Genomic DNA, 2,649 nt, shown 5'->3' with positions numbered 1-2,649 from the left:
GTCCTTGTTACGGCAAAAGCCGAGGTCATCAATCCCGACAAGACCAAACCGCCGCCGCGGTCGTGGCGAATCATTATGAATCTCCAAAGGGACGCCGGACAGCTCAAAATGTCCAGAGTCGAGTTCCTACCGTGACGATCGACGACGATTCACCAATCGACGCCGTAGCAACTCGATCCGACGCGGGGTCGGTGCATCGCCGCCTAATTGGGCTGAGCCGGCGCTGGATTCGCGCTTGTATCGCCCAGTGGCGTCCAATTCTGTTGCTGATTCTCGTCTTTGCCTCCACCGGGTTGGCCGTTGGCTTGTTTTTCTTTCAATACCGTCCGGATCAGCAAACCGACAAAGCGACAGCAGACGATGCCGTCAGGGCTGCGTCGGAAGGTGCGGTGGCGCTGCTGTCGTACTCGCCTGACAGCCTGGGCAGCGATTTTGCCAATGCGAAGTCGCGCCTCACCGACGACTTTCAGGATTATTACAAGCGGTTCACCGAACAGATCGTGGCGCCGGCGGCCCAGCGGGGACTCACCACGAGGGTCCGCGTGGTTAAAGCCGCCGTATCAGAGCTACATCCGAATTCAGCTGTCGTGCTGGTCTTCATCGATCAGAAAACGGCGAGCAAGGACAAACCGCAACCGGTGAAAACCGGAAGCAGCGTTCAGGTGACGCTGACGAAGGTCAACGGTTCCTGGCTCATAGCGAAGTTCGACGCCGTGTGAAAGCCGCTGCCAGCTCAATGGCGCGAATCGGCGCACTACCGGCGGGTACGGTGTTACTCTCAGCGCTTGAGAATGCGGGAACGCAGAACCGCTCGTAGGCATTCGGCAAAAAACTGTAGCGCGTCGAGGAGCACGTGATGCGTCCAATGAGCCGTACAATCGGCGCAGTCTCCAGTGCAACTGTGATGGCTTCTGTTGTGATCGGCGGTTTGGGCACGGCACCGTCAGCCCGAGCGGACGGCAACGGGATCAATGGGACGTACGTCGCCACATCAGTCGGCGAGTGGGCCAAGACCAACGAGGTGTTTCACGACGAGGCGACGGTGCGCAGCACATGGACGATCACGTCCTCGTGCCAGACCGCCCAAGACTGCAGCGGTCAGGTGACGAGCGACCAAGGCTGGAGCGCACCGCTATACACGCATGACGGACAGCTGTGGTACGTCAAACGCGATGTGCCGCATTGGGAAGCGTGCCCCGACGGCACCGCGGTCACCGGCCGCCAGACATTCAGTTTCGTTCCCGTCGGCCCCGACGGCATGGTCGCCCGGGCCAACGGCTCAGTAGACACCGGGTCGCAAACACTGGCTGGTCTGGACAAGACCGTCGGCCCGAGCGGCGCCTGCGGTATAAACAGGTGGCTCGTGGTTCAGATGCCGTTCAGGCTGGACAAAATATCCTGACCGGCGCTGAGCTGATCTGCCCGCCTTCACGCACGAAGCATGTCCTGCCAAGTCTTGGGGGCCGCCCCCTTCACGAGGTTGGTCTGCCGATAGGTCTTTCCGTCGGGTGTAACATACCGGCCGGTCGCCGGGTCGTAGTGGGTGACGACCACCGACGGGCCCTGGTGAGTACCCTTGCTGCCGAAGGAACTTGGAGCTGCCTGCGGCCCGCCGCTTCCAGCGCCGGGAGGTGGCGGGGCCGCATCCGGAACGTCCATCGGCGCTAGTGGCGGAGCCCCCGGCGGGGCCGCGGGTGGTATGTTGACCGACGGGCTCTGAGCGCTAGCCGCTGATGCCGGCGCAGGAGGCGATCCCGGCGGGGGAGGCAATGCTGGCGGCATGGGTGTTCCCTCCACCGGTCCGAAGATCCTGTCGCGGAAGAAGTTCACCCGGTCATCGGGCGGGATGCCTTGTGCAAGCAGGTTCGGATCCAGGGGGTAGGCCCCAAATATATGCTCTCTCATCGCCAGCGGTTCGAATGGCTTGTCACTGTCACAGATTTCGACTGTCGGCGCACGCTTTCCGGGATGCCTAATGCATGGATAGTTACGGGCGCCGCGAACCGCGACCGGTGAATCCTGCGGCAGTTTGCAATACAGGCCGTCCGGCGTATCGGGTATCGTCAGGTCGGCCGGCGAGCGCCATTGGTTGGGTGGTAGGAAACCGACGGTGCATGCCGGCGGATCACTGACACTGAGTACAAAGTCGCCGCGGGCCAACCCGGTTGGGTTTTTCGGGGGAGCAAACGATTGGATAGCGGCCACGAACGGTGGCAGCAACACCAAAACTTGCTCCAGCGAAGCATGGTAGGTCATCAGGATCTCGCTGACGGTGCCGAGGTTGGCCAGCAACAGCGGCAATGTCGGTTTGATCTGCTCGAACAGCCGAGAGGCCTCGTCCAAGGCACCGGGCCCTTTTTCCAGCAGGTTACGCACCTGCCGGTCATCGGTCACTAACTGGTCGGTGACTCCGGCAAGGCTGTGGGCCCACAGCCGGATCGCATCGGTGGTCTGTGCTTGCGAGTCCAGAAACGGCGCGGTGTCCTCGTTAAGGGTTCGCGCACGGGCGGCGACGCCGTTGAGGTCGCGGGAGAGCCGCGACGCTGAGTCGAACAGCGATCCGAAATCGTAGCCGGCACCGTTAAATCCCTTGAACGCCTCGTCGAGCAATTGGCTGAGCTTGCCCTTAGGGATGCTGTCGACTAGGCC

Annotated in this window: 3 protein-coding genes; 2 read left to right on the top strand and 1 reads right to left on the bottom strand. The window is 62.0% G+C overall.

The genetic code is table 11. The annotated features are described in order from the left end of the window. Positions 1–131 precede the first annotated feature (131 nt). Positions 132–719, top strand: coding sequence for a twin-arginine translocation pathway signal (locus VFA16_RS02325; RefSeq protein WP_414687617.1), 588 nt, complete (start codon positions 132–134; stop codon positions 717–719). A 185-nt stretch (positions 720–904) separates the two neighbouring features. Then, positions 905–1,402 carry a hypothetical protein gene (locus VFA16_RS02320; RefSeq protein ID WP_324966263.1) on the top strand — a complete coding sequence of 166 codons (498 nt, stop codon included), beginning with the start codon at positions 905–907 and terminating at the stop codon, positions 1,400–1,402. Positions 1,403–1,428: 26 nt separating this feature from the next. Here the strand turns inward: VFA16_RS02320 and VFA16_RS02315 are convergent. Further along, on the bottom strand, positions 1,429–2,649 hold a 1,221-nt coding region (locus tag VFA16_RS02315; RefSeq protein ID WP_324966262.1), incomplete at its 5' end, for a mammalian cell entry protein.

The sequence above is a fragment of the Mycobacterium sp. genome (assembly GCF_035653355.1).
Taxonomy (GTDB): Bacteria; Actinomycetota; Actinomycetes; order Mycobacteriales; family Mycobacteriaceae; genus Mycobacterium.
This window is presented reverse-complemented; position numbering and strand designations above follow the sequence as displayed.

Coding starts and splice junctions, on each gene's coding strand:
- VFA16_RS02320 (WP_324966263.1), top strand. CDS start 905: ATGGCTTCTGTTGTGATCGGCGGTTTGGGCACGGCACCGTCAGCCCGA.